Annotated in this window: 14 protein-coding genes; 11 read left to right on the top strand and 3 right to left on the bottom strand. The window is 66.1% G+C overall.

Annotated elements, in window-relative coordinates; translation table 11 throughout:
• The first annotated feature begins 320 nt into the window (after nucleotides 1–320).
• The 9 genes from ABV408_RS08525 (at nucleotide 321) to ABV408_RS08485 (ending at nucleotide 10967) form a co-directional block, all read left to right on the top strand.
• Nucleotides 321–1700 carry a glutamine synthetase family protein gene (locus ABV408_RS08525; protein WP_353981973.1) on the top strand — a complete coding sequence of 460 codons (1380 nt, stop codon included), beginning with the start codon at nucleotides 321–323 and terminating at the stop codon, nucleotides 1698–1700.
• Nucleotides 1701–1978: 278 nt separating this feature from the next.
• Complete coding sequence (locus ABV408_RS08520) at nucleotides 1979–3088, top strand: ABC transporter ATP-binding protein (protein ID WP_353981972.1); 1110 nt, start codon at nucleotides 1979–1981, stop codon at nucleotides 3086–3088.
• Nucleotides 3089–3098: 10 nt separating this feature from the next.
• Nucleotides 3099–4028 carry an ABC transporter permease gene (locus ABV408_RS08515; RefSeq protein ID WP_051896082.1) on the top strand — a complete coding sequence of 310 codons (930 nt, stop codon included), beginning with the start codon at nucleotides 3099–3101 and terminating at the stop codon, nucleotides 4026–4028.
• A complete protein-coding gene (locus ABV408_RS08510) occupies nucleotides 4025–4822 on the top strand; it encodes an ABC transporter permease (protein ID WP_353981971.1) in 798 nt (265 codons plus the stop codon). The genes ABV408_RS08515 and ABV408_RS08510 overlap by 4 nt, the downstream gene beginning before the upstream one ends.
• A 97-nt stretch (nucleotides 4823–4919) precedes the next feature.
• Nucleotides 4920–5993, top strand: coding sequence for a spermidine/putrescine ABC transporter substrate-binding protein (locus tag ABV408_RS08505; RefSeq protein ID WP_353981970.1), 1074 nt, complete (start codon nucleotides 4920–4922; stop codon nucleotides 5991–5993).
• Nucleotides 5994–6069: 76 nt separating this feature from the next.
• Nucleotides 6070–7434: a glutamine synthetase family protein gene (locus ABV408_RS08500; RefSeq protein ID WP_353981969.1), complete on the top strand. Its 1365-nt coding sequence runs from the start codon at nucleotides 6070–6072 to the stop codon at nucleotides 7432–7434.
• Between the two features lie 70 nt (nucleotides 7435–7504).
• Nucleotides 7505–8566 carry a spermidine/putrescine ABC transporter substrate-binding protein gene (locus tag ABV408_RS08495; protein ID WP_353981968.1) on the top strand — a complete coding sequence of 354 codons (1062 nt, stop codon included), beginning with the start codon at nucleotides 7505–7507 and terminating at the stop codon, nucleotides 8564–8566.
• A gap of 403 nt (nucleotides 8567–8969) precedes the next feature.
• On the top strand, nucleotides 8970–9515 hold the full coding sequence (locus tag ABV408_RS08490) for a glycine zipper 2TM domain-containing protein (protein WP_035474453.1): 546 nt from the start codon (nucleotides 8970–8972) through the stop codon (nucleotides 9513–9515).
• A 144-nt stretch (nucleotides 9516–9659) separates the two neighbouring features.
• Nucleotides 9660–10967 (top strand): NAD(P)/FAD-dependent oxidoreductase, encoded by a 1308-nt coding sequence (locus ABV408_RS08485; RefSeq protein WP_405049941.1) that lies wholly within the window; start codon nucleotides 9660–9662, stop codon nucleotides 10965–10967.
• A 305-nt stretch (nucleotides 10968–11272) separates the two neighbouring features.
• Here ABV408_RS08485 and ABV408_RS08480 read toward each other — a convergent pair whose 3' ends face one another.
• The 3 genes from ABV408_RS08480 to ABV408_RS08470 form a co-directional block, all read right to left on the bottom strand.
• Nucleotides 11273–13021 (bottom strand): methyl-accepting chemotaxis protein, encoded by a 1749-nt coding sequence (locus tag ABV408_RS08480; protein WP_353981966.1) that lies wholly within the window; start codon nucleotides 13019–13021, stop codon nucleotides 11273–11275.
• A gap of 299 nt (nucleotides 13022–13320) precedes the next feature.
• A complete protein-coding gene (gene hda, locus ABV408_RS08475; protein WP_353981965.1) occupies nucleotides 13321–14022 on the bottom strand; it encodes a DnaA regulatory inactivator Hda in 702 nt (233 codons plus the stop codon).
• Entirely contained in the window at nucleotides 14022–15116 is a 1095-nt protein-coding gene (locus ABV408_RS08470; RefSeq protein ID WP_353981964.1) for an AI-2E family transporter, read from the bottom strand. The genes hda and ABV408_RS08470 overlap by 1 nt, the downstream gene beginning before the upstream one ends.
• A 137-nt stretch (nucleotides 15117–15253) precedes the next feature.
• Here ABV408_RS08470 and purM point away from each other — a divergent pair, with 137 nt between their 5' ends.
• Together purM and purN are read left to right on the top strand one after the other, a co-directional pair.
• Nucleotides 15254–16348: a phosphoribosylformylglycinamidine cyclo-ligase gene (gene purM / locus ABV408_RS08465; RefSeq protein WP_353981963.1), complete on the top strand. Its 1095-nt coding sequence runs from the start codon at nucleotides 15254–15256 to the stop codon at nucleotides 16346–16348.
• Entirely contained in the window at nucleotides 16345–17091 is a 747-nt protein-coding gene (purN, locus tag ABV408_RS08460; RefSeq protein WP_353981962.1) for a phosphoribosylglycinamide formyltransferase, read from the top strand. The genes purM and purN overlap by 4 nt, the downstream gene beginning before the upstream one ends.
• Nucleotides 17092–17279: the final 188 nt, after the last annotated feature.

Raw genomic sequence — 17279 nt, 5'->3', positions numbered from 1 at the left:
GATCCCTTCGATCCCCTGACCAGCCCCCGCCGCTCCGGTAGACGCTGACCGCGCGCTGGGGCCCTCGCGTTGCTGCGGCCCCTCGGGCGCCTGTCAAGAATAATGCCCACCCTGGCGACTCCCCTGCACGCCTCTCGCCTATAAACGCCCAAGAACCGCTTGCGCAGGGCTCCTCGCGCAGGGCTTCTCGCGCCGGGAATCTTGCGCAGTGACTGCGCTCCTCGCGCGCCGCGCCGGCGTAAAATATTTCATAGCGGATTTGACAACGACGGGCCCATTTGGAATAACGAAGAGACTTCATCACCTCATCGTGTGCCCCCATGTGCGACTCCGATCGTCTCCAGGAAGCCCAGGATTTCCTGGCCCAGCACCCCGAGGTGCAGAGCGTCGACCTGCTGATCAGCGACCTCAACGGCGTGCTCCGCGGCAAGCGCGTGCCGCGTGACAATGTGGTCGGCGTGCTCGATGCCGGCATGCGCCTGCCGGCGTCGGTGTTCGCCCTCGACGTGTGCGGCAACACCATCGAGGAGACCGGCCTGGGGCTGGCCTCCGGCGACGGCGACCGCACCTGCAGCCCGGTTGCCGGCACCCTGGTCACCACGCCCTGGGCCAAGCACGGCAATCAGGCGCAGATGCTGATGACCATGGAGGAGGACGACGGCACGCCCTTCGCCTGCGACCCGCGCCAGCTGCTCAAGCGTCTGCTGAGCCGCTTCTCGGCCATGGCGCTGACGCCAGTGATTGCGGTGGAGCTGGAGTTCTATCTGATCGACCGCGAGCGCGACAGCGTCGGCGCGCCGCAGCCACCGCGCTCGCCGGCCACCGGCGAGCGCGCCAGCCAGAGCCAGCTCTACTCGGTGATCGAACTCGACGAATATGCCGACTTCCTCGAGGACATCACTCTGGCCGCACAGGCCCAGCGCCTACCGATCGATACCGCTCTCAAGGAGTGCGCCCCGGGGCAGTTCGAGGTCAACCTGCTGCACCATGCCGACGCCCTGCGCGCCTGCGACGAGGCGGTGATGCTCAAGCGCCTGATCAAGGGCGTGGCGATTCGCCACGGCTTCGAGGCCACCTTCATGGCCAAGCCCTACAGCCAGGAGGCGGGCAACGGCACCCACGTGCACATCAGCCTGCTCGACGCCGCCGGCGACAACGTCTTCGCCACCGCCGACGACAGCGATCTGGGCAGCCCGCGACTGCAGCATGCGATCGCCGGGCTGGCCGAGCTGATGCCGGCGTCGATGGCGATCTTCGCCCCCAATCTCAACTCCTACCGACGCTTCCAACCCAGCCTGTACGTGCCGATGGCACCGACCTGGGGCTACGACAACCGCTCGGTGGCACTGCGCATTCCGTCGGGCTCGCCGCGGGCGCGGCGCATCGAGCATCGGGTCGCCGGCGCCGACGCCAACCCCTATCTGCTTGTGGCCGCCCTGCTCGCCGGCATCGAGCACGGCATGGCGCGCGAACTGGCGCCGCCGGCACCGATCACCGGCAACGCCTACGAGCAGGTCGAGCCGAGCCTGCCGATCAGCTGGCCCCAGGCACTCGACGCCTGGCTCGACAGCGAGGTCTTCATCGACAGCTTCGGCGAGACCTTCCACCAGGTCTACCACGCCAACCGACGCGCGGAGTACGAGCTCTCGCGTCAGGCGATCAGCGCGCTGGAGTATCGCTGGTACCTGCGCAACACCTGAGCGCGACCCAGACTCATCTGATACGCCCATCAGACACACTCACCGGACACAGGCCCAGGAGAACGGCATGACAATCACAACGCCCCGTCTCACCCACCCGGCCCACCCAGGCAAGCGTCACCCGCAGTGGAGAGATCGGCACAGATCTGCGCTGCATCGCGGCTAACGTTGGGTTACGCTTCGTTCTGTCACGCCACCGCCATGCCGACCGCCTCGCGCAGGTCGGATCTCGCCGGCGTCGACAGCCTCGACCACCGGGTATGGGAATCTCGTGACCTATGACTGTGCCTCCTTCTGCCGAGTCCGACGCCGTCGGCACCCAGCGGGTGCGTGACGCTTCGGCGATCGCCCTGCGTAACCTGCACAAGCGCTTCGGGCGCGACGCCGTCGCCCTCGACGGTGTCGACCTCGACATTCACGCCGGCGAGTTCTTCACCCTGCTCGGCCCCTCCGGCTGCGGCAAAACCACACTGCTGCGGATTCTTGCCGGGCTCGAAGCGCCCAACGAGGGCTCGCTGACCATTGGCGGCAAGGATGTGACCACGACACCGCCGCATCTGCGCAGCGTCAATACCGTGTTCCAGTCCTACGCGCTCTTTCCGCACCTGTCGGTGCACGACAACATCGCCTTCGGCCTGCGCATGAAAGGCGTGGCGGTCGCCGAGCGCGAGCGCCGGGTCCAGGAGATCGCCGATTTCATCAAGCTCGGTACGCTGATGGAGCGCCGCGTCAACCAGCTCTCCGGCGGCCAGCGCCAGCGCGTCGCCCTGGCCCGCGCCCTGGTCTGCGAGCCCGATGTGCTGCTCCTCGACGAGCCGCTGTCGGCGCTCGACGCCGGTCTGCGCAACCAGCTCCAGGTCGAGTTGCAGCGTACCCAGAAGCGCCTCGGTATGACCTTCGTCTTCGTCACCCACGACCAGGAGGAAGCGATGGTGATGTCGGACCGCATCGCCGTCCTCGACGGCGGCGTGATCCAGCAGGTGGGGCCACCGCAGACCGTCTACGAGCATCCGATCAACGCCTTCGTCGCGCGCTTCATGGGGCACGTCAACCTGTTCGAGATCGGCGCGGTCAACGGCGACCGGGTCACCACCTCACTGGGCCAGCTGCGCCTGGAGCAGCCGCTGGCAGAGCACGAGCGCCATGGCATGCTGCTGATCCGCCAGGAGGTGATCGAGCTGGGGCCGGAGGTGCCAGAGGGTTACAACGCCCTCGAGGGCGTGGTGCGCGAGCGCCTCTACCGCGGCAGCCGGGTGGAGTACCGCCTCGAGGTCGACGGCGTGGTGCTGCTGGCCACCGCCAGCAACCTCGGTCAGCGCCTGCATGCGGTCGGCGACCGGGTGACGGTGAGCATCTGCCCCGAAGACATCGTCAGGCTCGACGCCTGAGGAGACGCGCATGAGCAAGCCCGAATCCCCCTATCCGCTGGCCGCCCACAGCGGCTCGCTGTCGCCGGACACGCGCCACCTGCTGTGGAGCGTGGCCCCCGGCGTGATCTGGATCGTCGTCTTTCTGGTGCTGCCGAGCCTCTATCTGATCGGCGTCGCCTTCATGACCAACGGCCCCTACGGCCAGCCGCAGATGCCGCTGACCCTGGACGCCTTCAGCCAGCTCGCCGGTTTCGGCTTCCTCGGCTGGAGCCCGGGCAATCTTTACACCCTGCTGCGCTCGCTGTGGCAGACCCTGCTCGCCACCGGCCTGGTGATCCTGGTCGCCTATCCGCTCGCCTACCGCATCTCGATCAGCCGCGAGAAGTGGCGCGCGCTGATGCTGCTGGCAGTGGTGGTACCCTCCTGGACCAACCAGGTCATCCGCGCCTTCGGCTGGATGAATCTGCTCTCCCCGGGCACTCCGCTGGCCGAGCTGGCGCAGTTCTTCGGCCTGATCGGCCCCAACATGGGCCTCTACCCGTCCAACTTCGCGGTCACCCTGGGGCTGATCTACAACTTCCTGCCGTTCATGGTGCTGCCGCTCTACGCCGCCTTCGAGAAGCTCGACTACGCCCTGGTCGAGGCGGCGCGGGATCTCTACGCCTCGCCGCTGCGCGCGTTCTGGCTGGCGGTCTTCCCGCAGACCCTGCCGGGGCTGCTGGCGGGCACGGTACTGGTGTCGATCCCCGCCTTCGGCATGTACGTGGTGCCGGAGCTGCTCGGCGGCGGTCGCGCGATGATGCTCGGCAACCTGGTCGCCAGCCAGTTCGCCGGTGGCTCCAACTGGCCGCTGGGGGCGGCGGGGGCGCTGATCATGCTGCTCGCCACCTTCGGTGGGCTGTTCGCCATGCGCCGTATCGGCAAGCGCTTGAGCGGCGGTGAGGAGGTGGTGATATGAGACGTGGCGCCTTTCACCGCGGCATGACCCTGTTCTGGTGGGTCGTGATGGCCTTTCTCTATCTGCCGCTGGCGGTCATCGTGTTCTACTCGTTCAACTCGGCCAACAGCTCGGCCTATTTCGCCGGCTTCTCGCTGCGCTGGTACGACAAGCTGATCCATAACGATCAGTTGCTCGATGCCCTCGGCAATACCCTGGTGCTGGGGATCGCCTCCTCCCTCCTGGCGCTCGTCATCGGGACCTTGATCGGCTACGGCATGTATCGCCATCGCGCGCGCAAGCTCGGCTGGCTGATCGTGCTGATCTACCTGCCGATCGTGATGCCGGACATCGTCTTCGGGATCTCGGAGATGGCGTTCTTCATCAGCATCGATCGCCAGTTCGGCATTCTCGGCCCCAGCCTGCTGACCATGATCATCGCCCACGTCACCTTCCAGATTCCGTTCGTGGCGCTGATCGTCTACTCGCGCTTCGTCGGCCTCGACCCGACGCTGTTCGAGGCGGCCAAGGATCTCTACGCCTCGCCGTTCCAGCGCGCTCGGTTCTTCCTGCTGCCAACGCTGAAGCCCTCGCTGATCGCCGCCTTCTTCCTCTCGTTCACGCTGTCGGTGGACGATTTCGTGATCAGCTTTTTCAACGCCGGCCCCGAGAACGCCACCCTGCCGATCTACATCTGGGGTGCGATCCGCCGCGGCGTGTCGCCGGAGATCAACGCCATCGCCACGCTGATGATCGGCGCGGTGCTGATCGCCGCAATCCTGAGCCTGCTGTTCAATCGGCAAAAGCAGCACTGACAGCGCGCCGGCCAAAGTGGCCGGCGCACCCGCATCACCCTTTTCCGCCGGGCCCTGTCGAGCCCGGTATCGACATCACCCCGGGAGGTATTCGTCGATGAAGCGCACAACAATCACAACCCGAGTCGCCCTGGTCCTGGGTGGCATGCTGCTGGCCGGGTCGGCTTCCGCCCAGAACGCTGACAAGCTCTATCTGTTCAACTGGACGGAGTACATGGACCCCAAGGTCATCGAGGCCTTCGAGAAGAAGTACGGGGTCGAGGTGGTGCAGAGCTACTACAACTCGCTGCCGGAGATGACCGCCAAACTCAACGCCGGCGGCGTCTCCCAGTACGACATCATCGTGCCCTCCAACTACTACGTGCCGCGACTGATCGACAGCGGCCTGGTGCAGAAACTCGACAAGTCGCAGATTCCCAACCTGGCCAACGTGATGGCACAGTTCTCCGACCCCAGCTACGATCCGGGCGCGCAGTATTCGGTGCCCTACCAGTGGGGCACCAGCGGGATCGTCTATGACACCGATGTCTTCCCCGATGCGCCCAAGAGCTGGTCGCTGCTGTTCGACCCCAAGGTCAACGCCAACCAGCCCTTCGCGCTGATGGGCGACGGCCAGGTCAACATGGGCGCCGCCTGCGCCTATCTCGGTTCGGGCTACGACTGCACCGGGGCCACGGCGTGGAAGCCCGCAGCCAAGCTGATCCTCGACACCAAGCACCGCGCCACCTTCAGCGGCTTCACCGACGGCACCCCGGTACTGCAGCAGATCCAGCGCGGCGTGGTACGTGCCGGTATCTCCTACAACGGTGACTACCTGCAGCAGAAGCGCGAGAATCCGGAAGCGTTCAAGCACATCGCCTTCATGATCCCCGACGAAGGCACCGAGATGTGGGTCGATAACATGATGATCCCAGCCAAGGCGCCGCATCCGGAACTGGCGCACAAGTTCATCAACTTCATTCTCGACCCCAAGATCGGCGCCGAGCTCTCCAACTACGTCCAGTACGCCAGCCCCAACAAGGCTGCGCAGCCCTATCTCGACGCCGACCTGACCCAGCCGCCGGCGCTGCCCGACGAGGCCGACCTGGCGCGGCTGAAGTTCTCGCCCAGCCTGGGTGGTCAGAATCTGCAGCTGTTCCAGCAGCTGTGGCAGGAAGTGCAATCGCGGTAAGCAAGCGTTACCCGCCGACGCCAGTGGGCGCCGGCGGTCTCCCAGACGGCGCCACGTGCGCCACAAGGACAGCGTCATGAGCGAAACACCGCATCACGTGCTCGAAGAGTGGTTCAGCCACCACGGCATCACCGAGGTGGAGTGCCTGGTGTCCGATCTCACCGGTATCCTCAAGGGCAAGATCATGCCCGCCGGCAAGTATCTGCGCGGCGGGCATACCCGACTGCCCGACTCGATCTTCATCCAGACGGTCACCGGCGGCTATCCCGACGACGACGATATCCGCTTCTGGAACCCGGCCGAACTCGACATGCAGCTGGTGCCGGACCCCGACTCCGCCTATCTGGTGCCCTGGGCCGACGACCCCACCGCGCAGATCATCCACGACTGTCTCTACATGAACGGCGAGCCGGTGGAACTCTCGCCGCGTCACGTGCTCAAGCACATCCTCGCGCTCTACGAGGCCCGCGGCTGGCAGCCGATCATGGCGCCGGAGCTGGAGTTCTACCTGGTCAAGACCAACACCGACTCCGACTACCCGCTGGAGCCACCGATCGGACGCTCGGGACGCCAGGAGAGCAGCCGTCAGTCGTTCTCCATCGACGCGGTCAACGAGTTCGACCCGCTGTTCGAGCAGATGTACGACTACTGCGAAGCGCAGCAGCTGGATATCGACACCCTGACCCACGAAGAGGGTGCCGGACAGATGGAGGTCAACTTCCGCCACGGCGACCCGCTGCGTCTCGCCGACCAGGTAGTGATCTTCAAGCGCACCCTGCGCGAGACCGCGCTGCGCCACAACATGTACGCCACCTTCATGGCCAAGCCGATGGCCAACGAGCCGGGCAGCTCGATGCATCTGCACCAGAGCCTGCTCGACCGCGACAGCGGTGACAATCTGTTCGCCGGCGCCGATGGCGGCCCCAGCAAGCTGTTCCATCACTACATCGGCGGGCTGCAGCAGTACCTGCCCTCGGCGATGCCGTTCTTCGCCCCCAACGTCAACTCCTACCGCCGATTGATGCCCGGCGGCAGCAACAGCTCGGTGCCGATCAACACCGAGTGGGGCTACGACAACCGCACCGTGGGCCTGCGCGTACCGGTGGGCCCGGCGCCCGGCACGCGGGTCGAGAATCGCCTCGCTGGCGCCGACGCCAACCCCTATCTGGTGATGGCGGCGTCGCTCGCCTGCGGCTATCTCGGCATGCTCTCGCAGATCGAGCCGCGCCCGCCGCTGACCGGTTCGGCGTGGTCGATGGGCCATACCCTGCCCGACGACATCGGCCCGGCGCTCAATGCGCTGAGCGAGTGCGCACCGCTGGCGGACCTGCTGGGCGAACGCTTCACCCGCAGCTACCTGGCGGTGAAGCGCGCCGAGCACTCGGCCTACTTCCGGGTCATCAGCTCGTGGGAGCGCGAGCACCTGCTGCTGCGGGTCTGACCCCCAACGGCGGCCGCGCGATGCCTGGCTTTCAGCATCGCGCGGCCGCCCCGACACGAGGTGATACCGCATGCGCACGACCGCCGCCCTCTGCCTGAGCGCGCTCTGCCTGTCGCTGAGCGCCGCCGCCCAGGCCCAGACGCCGGACAAGCTCTACCTCTTCAACTGGACCGAGTACGCCGACCCCGGCGTGATAGAGGAGTTCGAAAAACAGTACGGGGTCGAGGTGGTTCAGAGCTACTTCACCTCCAACGCCGAGATGTTCTCCAAGCTGGTCGCCGGCGGCGACGCCCAGTTCGATGTGGTGGTGCCCACCGACTACTACGTGCCCAGACTGGTGGCAGCCGGGCTGATCCAGCCGCTGGGCGACGACATCCAGGGGCGTGACAACCTGATGCCGGCCTTCCGCCACCCCAGCTACGACCCCCAGGACGCCTACAGCGTGCCCTATCTGTGGGGCGTCACCGGGATCGTCTACGACACCACGGTGTTCCCCGACCCCGCCCACTCCTGGTCGCTGCTGCTCGACCCGAAGGTCAATCCGGACCAACCCTTCGCCCTGCTCGGCGGTGACCCGCAGGTCCTGTTCGGCATGGCCTGCGTCTATCAGGGCCACGGCTTCGACTGCACCCAGCGCGACGACTGGATCGCCGCCGCCAAGCTGGTGAGCCAGACCCTGCATCGCCCCAACTTCAGCGGCTTCGCCGACAGCACCGCGGCCATCGACCAGATCGCCCGCGGCGTGACCCGCGCCGCGGTCACCTACAGTGGCGACCTGGACTATCGCAAGGCAGATGCGCCGGAGACCTACGGCAAGCTTGAGTTCTTCATTCCCGAAGAGGGGTCGCAGCTCGGCGTGGATACGCTGGTGATCCCCAAGCGCGCACCCCATCCACAGCTGGCGCGTGAATTCATCAGCTTCATGCTACGCCCGGAGAACGCCGCGCGCTCGGCGACCTATGCCTACTACCGAACCCCCAACCAGGCAGCACTGCCACTGCTCAGTGCCGATCTGCGCCAGGCCTCGCAGCTGAGCGACGCCCAGCGCGCCAAGCTGACGCCGGCACCTCAGCTGGAAGGCGACCAGTTGCAACTGCTCCAGCAGCTGGCCAACGAGGCCCGCAACCGCTGAGACACGCCAGCGAAAGCCCCGCGTCACGGGGCTTTCAGCGGCAGTGTCGCCTCTTGCAGACGCCTCGTTGTCAATATGAAAACAGCGTTCAACAATTCGTTGCGCCCTTCTCTTCGCCGCCGCCTGAACTAAACTGAGTCCATCGAGTGGCGGCGTCTTCCACGCCGCTGCCACCGACGGAAGGCGGTTCGCCGCCATCACGACAGGGACGTCACCCGTGGCGCATCGCTCTCCCAGTCGCCCGCGAGCAACGACCGGTAACTTGCTAGCGCAGATACCATCGGCGATGGCCACCAGTACTTACTAGCAGTGCTCACCAGCAGTCGAAGGGATCAGAGCGAACCGCGGGGTCTCCGTCTCTGGCTCGACGGAACACGAGCCGGTCCGCAAGAGGAGCAAGGCCATGCAGAAATCGATCATCATTGGCGGCGTCATCGCTGCCCTCGGCGTCGCCGGCGGTGTTGCCATCGGCGCCTACCAGTCCGGCGACAGCCAGCCGCAGTACGCCGACATCATCAGCGTCGACCCTATCACCCAGACCTCCGAGACGCCGCGTCAGGAGTGTCATAACGTGACCGTCACCCACCGCCGCCCGGCGCAGGACGAGCACCGCATCGCCGGCACCGCCATCGGCGCCATTGTCGGCGGCGTGGTGGGTAACCAGTTCGGCGGCGGCAGTGGCAAGAAAATCATGACGGCTGCCGGTGCGGTCGGCGGCGGCATCGCCGGCAATCAGGTCCAGGGCCAGATGCAGCAGGGTGACACCTACACCACCACAGAGCAGCGCTGCAACACGGTCAAGGACACCAAGCAGGAGACCGTCGGCTACGACGTGCGCTACCGCTACGACGGCGAAGTACACGAGGCCAAGCTCGACAAGAAGCCCGAAGGCGACCGGGTTTCCATGCGCAACGGCGAGCCCCAGTGGCAGAGTGCCGGCGGCGCCTGACGCTCCCGCCTATTCCGCGTTCTCTCACCGCGCCGGCAGCTTATGCCGGCGCGGTCGTGTTTGCGCCAGGTGCCGGTTGAGCCGCGTGACGGGACCGGCTACCCTCTTGGCATCCGTCGAATAAATTCAACACGCGAGCCCGCCATCGTGCCTCAAGCCTCTGCTGCGACCTTCCCCGAGCGTCACGTCGACTCCTACTACGCCGCCTCGGCCAACCCGGCACCGGAACGTCCGCCGCTGCGCGGCGAGGTCGACGCCGATGTGTGCGTGATCGGCGGCGGCTTCACCGGTATCTCCTCGGCGCTGCACCTGGCCGAGCGCGGACTGCGCGTGGTAGTACTGGAGGCGACGCGCATCGGCTTCGGCGCTTCGGGGCGCAACGGCGGGCAGATCGTCAACAGCTACAGCCGTGACATGGACGTGATCGAGGCCAAGTACGGCCAGACCACTGCCCAGGCGCTGGGCAGCATGGCGTTCGAGGGCAACAAGATCATCCGCTCGCGTATCGCCGACTACGCTATTCGCTGCGATCTCAAGGAGGGCAACCTGTTCGCCGCCTGCAGCGACAAGCAGATGCAGGGGCTGGTCGAGCACAAGGCGCTGTGGGAGCGCTACGGGCACCGCCAGCTCGAACTGCTCGATGCTCAGGGCTACCGTCGCGAGATCGGCTCCGAGCGCTACGTGGGCGCGCTCTTCGACCACTCCGGGGGGCACCTGCACCCGCTCAACCTGGTACTTGGCGAGGCGGCGGCGTTCGAATCGCTAAGCGGTGTGATATACGAGCATTCGCCGGTGATCGAGATCCGCCACGGCGATCCGGTGGTGATCCGCACCGCCCAGGGGCAGGTTCGCGCCGAACGCGTGATCGTCGCCGGTAACGCCTATCTCAATGGTCTACTGCCGGAGCTCGAGGGCAAGAGCATGCCCTGCGGCACCCAAGTGCTGGCCACCGCGCCGCTGGATGCCGACACCGCCCGCGAGCTACTGCCCAACGATGCCTGCGTCGAGGACTGCAACTATCTGCTCGACTACTACCGCCTCTCGGCCGACAACCGGCTCATCTACGGAGGTGGCGTGACCTACGGGGGCCACGATCCGGCGAGCATCGAAGCGGTCATTCGGCCCAATCTGGAGAAGACCTTTCCCCAGCTCAAGGGGGTGAAGGTCGATTACACCTGGAGCGGCAATTTCCTGCTGACGCTCAATCGCCTGCCGCAGTTCGGCCGCATCAACCACAACGTCTATTACGCTCAGGGCTACTCCGGGCACGGCGTGACCTGTACCCATCTGGCCGGGCGCCTGATGGCGGAGGCGCTGAGCGGCGAACTCGAGCGCTTCGACGCCTTCGCCGATCTGCCGCACACCCCCTTCCCCGGCGGTCGCCTCTTCCGCGTACCGCTGACCGCCCTCGGCGCCTGGTACTACCGGATGCGTGACCAGCTCGGCTGGTGAAACTCTCGACTCGGCAGTCATGCCGCCAGCGCCGTAGCGATCGATCGCGGGTCGACATGCCGGCCTGACTCGGCGCCGAGAGTCAGACCAGATTCACAGCCCCGGCAGGCACACGAAAGGGGCGGCCACTGGCCGCCCCTTGAGCTAGGTTTTGTGCGAAAACTACCTGCGCTCGGCAATACGGCGTTAAAAATCGGCTCAAAATGCTCATTTACACCCCGTAAACTCCGCGTTTTCGCCGATTTTTGCCTTGTCTTGCCTTCGCTCGCTGACTTTTCGTACAGAACCTAAGATCTACCCCCGGATCAGAATGTCTGCCACGCCTCTTCGTCTTGGGGAGTGCGCTTGGCCGTTAGCGCTGCCGGCTGCGCGCTAGCGGGTTTCGGCCTGGGATCGGGCGCCGAGGTCTTGCCCGTGTCGGCGTCTTCGCCGAGCACGAAGGTATCGACCAGACCGCGCAGGCGCTCGGCTTCCTGCTGCAGATCGGCCGCCGCAGTCGCCGACTGCTGCACCATCGCGGCGTTCTGCTGCGTCATCGCATCCATCTCCGCCACCGCCGTATTGATCTGGCCGATGCCACTGTTCTGCTCCTTGGCGCCGGCACTGATCTCACCGATCACGTCCGCGACGCGATTCACGCTGTCGACGATCTCGCGCATGGTGGTCCCGGCCCGGTTGACCAGCTCGCTGCCGCTGCGGGTATGCTCGGCGGACTGCGTGATCAACTCACGAATACTCTTCGACGCCTCCGCCGAGCGCCCCGCCAGTGAGCGTACCTCGCTGGCCACCACCGCGAAGCCGCGCCCGTGCTCGCCAGCGCGAGCGGCCTCCACGGAGGCATTCAGCGCCAGAATATTGGTCTGGAAGGCGATGGAATCGATCAGACCGATGATCTCTTCGATCTGCGCCGCCGACTGGGTGATTTCGGTCATCCGCGCCTCGACCTGGGCCATCGCTTTTTCGCCCTCCTGGGCCACATCGCTGGTCGACTGCACCAGCTGACTCGCCTGGGTGGCCGAGTCGGTGGCATGTGCCACCGTGGTGGTGATCTCCTCCATCGACGCGGAGGTCTGCTGCAGGCTGGCCGCCGACTGCTCGGTGCGCGATGCCAGCTCGCCGCTGGCATCGGCGATCTGGGACGACGTCGCGTGAACGCTACGGGTACTCGAACGCACGTCACGCAGTGTTTCCTGCATGCGCCCGACGAAAGCGTTGAACTGGGTCGCAAGTTGGCCCACCTCGTCGCGGCTGTCGACGGCCAAACGGCGGGTCAGATCGCCCTGGCCACTGGCGATATCCCCCATCGCCTCCGCGGTGCGCCGGATCGGGCCGAGCAGCCGCCGCACCAGCACGCTGGCGACCAGCGCCGCCAGCAGCATGCCCCCGCCACCCAGCAGCAGCGAGCGCCACAGCATGGCGTGGCGATTGCTCGCCGCCTTGGCCTCTGCCGCCGCCATCGCCTGATCGATGGAGGTGGCGTAGATGCCGGCACCGATCATCCAGTTCCAGCCGTCGATGCTCTCGGCGTAGGAGTACTTGCGCTCGACCTTACCGGTGCCGGGATTGGGCCACAGATAGCTGTAGCGGCCCCCGCCCTGCTGAGCGACCCGGATCAGGTCGGCGATGACATGGTTACCATCTGCGTCCGTCACCCCGAGCATATTGGTCCCCTCTTTCTTGGTGTCGGGGGCAAACACCAGATTGGTGCCATCGAAGGTGTAGGCAAAAATGTAGTTGGTGCCATCGAAGGAGAGCCCGCGCAGCAGATCGCGCGCCTTGGCCTGGGCGGCCTGAGGGTCGCTGCCGGCGTTCTCGACCAGCGGCGTGATGGCGGATTTGGCCAGATCGACGATGCCTTTGACCGCCTTGACCTGACTGTCGATCAACAATCGCCGCTGCTCGGCCAGCTCTCGACGACTCTCATTGAGGTTGGAAACGATATTGACGCTCACCAGCGCCACGATGATCACAAACAGCGGTATCAGCGTCAGCGCCACGATCTTGGTCTGCAGGCTGAGCGCGCGTCTGGCGCGCAAAACGGAGGGTGCCTTCATGCGTACGCTCTCGGTTGTTGGCGTTATCGAGTGAGATCCAGCGACGCGCAATCCTCCCGGCCAGAATCCGATACCTCGCCGCTAACCACACGCCAACACGATCCAGCCCGGCAGAATGACGCGCTCACCAAGACCGATATCGGTAGTGATTTGTTTAACTTGAGTCAACTTTGGTAGTGAAGCGAAGCATTATGTGCGGCGACACCCCGCGAGCCGGGCTGTCGGGAGAGCGTCCCGCAGACCGCCTCGGTGAGTGGCAGGCCATCAGCGCGGACGTATGTCTAACAAGCAGCCAGTCGCTACCACTCCAGCGCTTGCTTGACGAAGGGGATGGTGAGCTTGCGTTTGGCGGAGAGCGAGGCGCGATCCAGCCGCGCCAGAACCTCGGAGAGCTGATCGAGCTGGCGCGGGCCGCGATGCAGGATATAACGCGCGACCTCGTCGGGCAGCTGCATGCCGCGCACCCGCGCGCGCAGTTGCAGCGCCCCCAGCCGCTGGGCGTCATCCAGCGGCTGGACATGAAAGACCATGCCCCAGGTCATGCGCGAGGCCAGGTCCGGCAGCTTGATATCGAGCTGGCGCGGCGAGCGGTCGGCGGCGATCACCAGCCGCTTGCCGGCGTCGCGCAGGCGGTTGAAGCCATGGAACAGCGCCTCCTCCCAGCGCTTGCGTCCGACCACCAGCTGCAGGTCGTCTATCGCCAGCAGATCGAGCCGCTCGGGCTCTTCGAGAATATCCGGCGGGAAGTGTCCCAGAGCGTCCAGCGGCAGGTAGAGCGCGCGCTGGCCGCGGGCATCGGCAGCATGGCAGGCCGCCTGCAGCAGATGGCTACAGCCCACGCCGCTGCCGCCCCACAGATAGAGGAAGGGCTCGCCGGCGCTCTCCAACTGCGAGGCCAGATGTGCCACCAGCGGGGCGTTGTCCCCGGGGAAGTAGTTGGCGAAGGTAGCGTCATCGCGCAGCCCCACCCCCAGCGGCAACTGTGATGGACCCGGGCGCATCAGCTGTCGCTCTCCCCGTCCCAGCCCGCTGTCAGCGTCTCGGCGCGCGCTCGATCGTAGAGGCGACTATGGCGATAACGGTGATAGGCGTAGCGCAGCAGGACCATGATCACCGCGGCCACCGGCAGCGCCAGCAGGATACCGGTGAAGCCGAACAGCTGCCCGCCGGCGAGTACGGCAAAGATCACCGCCACCGGGTGCAGACCGATCTTGTCACCCAGCAGCAGCGGCTGCAGCAGCGTGCTCTCGGCCACCTGGCCGATGCCGAACACCACCAGCACCCCCACCAGCGGCAGCCACTCACCGAACTGGAAGAACGCCACCACGCCGGCGGTGAGCACGCCGACAATGACCCCGAGATAGGGCACGATGCTCGCCAACCCCGCCATCAGGCCGATCAGCAGTCCGAACTTGAGCCCCACCACGCTCAGGCCGACGGCGTAGATCACGCCCAGGCTCAGCATCACCAGCAGCTGGCCGCGCAGGAAGGCGGAAAGCACTTCGTCGCACTCCACCGCCAGCGCCGTGATCCGAGGTTCGACATGCCGCGGCAGCAGCTCGCGCACATAGCCCTTGAGCCGATCCCAGTCGAGCAGCAGATAGAAGGTGACCACCGGAATCAGCGCCAGATTGCCGAGCCAGATCGCCAGCGCCAGCCCCGAGCGCGAGGCCTGGGCGAGAAAGGCCGCGGCGTAGGTGCCGGTCTCGCGCCAGTTGCTCATCAGGGCGTTGCGCAACTGATCGAAGTCGGCGCTGAAGTCGATTCCGGTGAGTTCGCGCACCTCCGGCAACACCGTCGTCTGAACCCAGTTGAGCACCTCCGGCAGCGCCGCGATCAGTTGCCCCAGCTGGCGCCCCAGCATCGGCAGCAGCACCAACAGCCCGCCGACCATCACCAGCGCCAGCAGCAGAAACACCAGGCTCACCGAGAGTCGCCGCGATAACCCACGCGCCTCCAGCCAGTCGGTCACCGGATCCCCCAGATAGGCCAGGATCAGGCTGACGAAGAACGGCATCAAGATCGGCTCGAGCAGCACCAGCAGCCAGAGCCCCAGCGCGGCACCGATCAACCCGCCTATCTGTAGTTTACTCATCGCGCTCTCGCCGTTCCCTGACTGCCCGCTAGGATGTAGGCAATGCTACAATGCGCCCCGCTGAACATCACCCCCATTCATTGGCGGGACGCTGGGTCACCCGCAGCGTCTCCCCGGCTCCGCGAGAAAGGTCCACTATGACGCGCTCCTCTCCCGATTCTTCGAACGCGCCCCGTTCGTCCAGCTCCCCCTCCCTGACCTACCGGGACGCGGGTGTCGACATCGATGCCGGCAACGCGCTGGTCGAGCGGATCAAGGGCGTGGCCAAGCGCACCTCGCGTCCGGAAGTGATGGGCGGCCTGGGCGGCTTCGGCGCGCTGTGCCAACTGCCCAGCGGCTACCGCGAGCCGGTGCTGGTCTCCGGCACCGACGGAGTCGGCACCAAACTGCGCCTGGCGATGGATCTGGGCAAGCACGACACCATCGGCATCGATCTGGTCGCCATGTGCGTCAACGATCTGGTGGTCGCCGGGGCGGAGCCGCTGCTGTTTCTCGACTACTACGCCACCGGCAAGCTCGATGTCGATATCGCCGCCGACGTGGTGACCGGCATCGGTGAGGGCTGCAGCCAGGCCGGCTGCGCCCTGGTGGGGGGCGAAACCGCCGAGATGCCGGGCATGTACGAGGGCAGCGACTACGATCTGGCCGGGTTCTGTGTCGGCGTGGTGGAGAAGTCCGAGATTCTGGACGGCAGCCGGGTCGCCGCCGGCGACGTGCTGCTGGGCCTGGCCTCCTCCGGGCCGCACTCCAACGGCTACTCGCTGATCCGCAAGATTCTCGAAGTCGGCGGCGGCCAGCTCGACGAGACCCTCGACGGCCAGCCGCTCGCCGACCTGCTGATGGCGCCGACCCGCATCTACGTCAAGCCGCTGCTCTCGCTGATTCGCGACAGCGACGTGGCCGTGCACGCGCTTTCGCACATCACCGGCGGCGGCCTGCTCGAGAACGTGCCGCGGGTACTGCCGGAGAACCTCGCCGCGCGGGTCGATGTCACCACCTGGCAGCGCCCGGCGGTGTTCGACTGGCTGCAGCAGCAGGGCAACGTGGCCGAGCGCGAGATGTACCGCGTGCTCAACTGCGGCATCGGCATGGTGGTAGTGGTACCGGCGGCACAGGCCGACGCCGCCATCGCCCACCTGCAGGACGCCGGCGAGCAGGTCCATCGTCTGGGTGAGATCGTCACCCGCGGCGAGGGTGACGAAGCCGTGCAGCTGGAGAACCTGCCGGCATGAGCGCAGAGCACTCTTCTCCGCATCAGGATACGCTGAACGACTTCGAGGCCGCGGCCGCCGAGAAGCCGCGCGTGGTCGTGCTGATCTCCGGCAACGGCAGCAATCTTCAGGCGCTGCTCGATGCCCAGGCCCACGACGAACTGGGCGGCGAGATCGTCGCGGTGGTCTCCAACAAGGCCGACGCGTTCGGGCTCAAGCGAGCCAAGGATGCCGGCGTCGATGCCGTGGCGCTGCCGCATCGCGAGTACGACTCCCGCGAGGCCTTCGATGCCGCGCTGATCAAGGTGATCGACCGCCATGACCCCGACCTGGTGGTGCTGGCCGGCTTCATGCGCATCCTCACGCCCATGTTCGTCGACCGCTACCGCGGGCGGATGCTCAATATCCATCCGTCTCTGCTGCCCGCGTATCAGGGCCTCAACACCCATCAACGCGCGCTGGACGACGGCGTCGCCGAGCATGGTGTCAGCGTGCACTTCGTCACCGAAGAGCTCGATGGCGGGCCGGTAGTGATCCAGGCCGCGGTCAAGGTCGAGCCCGAGCAGGATCTCGACGCCCTGATCGCCAAGGTCCACGCCCGCGAGCACCTGATCTATCCGATCGCGGTGCGCTGGTTCCTCGAAGGCCGAATCAAGCTCGACGCCGAGGGCAAGGTGACACTGGACAACATGCCGCTGCCGCCGCACGGCCTGCGCATGTCCCACGAGGACGCCGCCGAGGAGCTCGACGAGGACCTGGAGTGAGCCCCAAGGCATTCACCCCAGCCGTCCGATCTCCGCGCTAGCCCCCGAAGTTGCGCTAGCCCTCGAAGTTGCGCCGGGCGCCCGAGATCGGGCGCTTGGCGCCGCGCCAGACAGTAGGCTCTACCCTCTCAAGAACGCGACGAATAACCCCCTTTTTTGTCGCCTTTAGATGAATTTGCCACACCTCT

The sequence above is a fragment of the Salinicola endophyticus genome (genome assembly GCF_040536835.1).
GTDB lineage: Bacteria > Pseudomonadota > Gammaproteobacteria > Pseudomonadales > Halomonadaceae > Salinicola > Salinicola endophyticus_A.
This window is presented reverse-complemented; position numbering and strand designations above follow the sequence as displayed.